Annotated in this window: 1 protein-coding gene; it reads left to right on the plus strand. The window is 52.3% G+C overall.

What is annotated here, in order from left to right; translation table 11 throughout:
• Positions 1-344: hypothetical protein (locus FDW98_RS23440; protein ID WP_170975217.1), on the plus strand; the 344-nt coding region annotated here is incomplete at its 5' end.
• Positions 345-365 lie beyond the last annotated feature (21 nt).

The following is a 365-nucleotide window of genomic DNA, read 5'->3' on the forward strand; positions in this document are numbered from 1 at the left end:
ACATGGCAGTACAGCTCGCTAACGCCGAGAGCAAGTGCAGGGAGCTGGCGGCGGGTCACTGGCCTCGTTTGCAGGAGCAAGATATCAACGCCTTGATGCGTTTCAATGAAACATGCGAAGACGGGGAAGGGTATGACATTGGCGCAGAAGCGATGGCGCGACTTGTTGAAATAGGGCTGGCAGGTAAAGGTCCTCATGGAATCCGCAATATCACTCCATTCGGTCAGTGGGTAATTAACGCCAGGGAAGGTGAAGTGGATTTGGAGCCGTTGAAAACCGAAGAAGACAACATTGCAGAATCAGCTTTGCGAATGGCTCAACTTAGAACTGGAGCAGCCCAATGACAGCACTCAACAAACAGGCGC

Source organism: Citrobacter sp. wls711 (assembly GCF_005281055.1).
Classification (GTDB): domain Bacteria; phylum Pseudomonadota; class Gammaproteobacteria; order Enterobacterales; family Enterobacteriaceae; genus Citrobacter; species Citrobacter gillenii.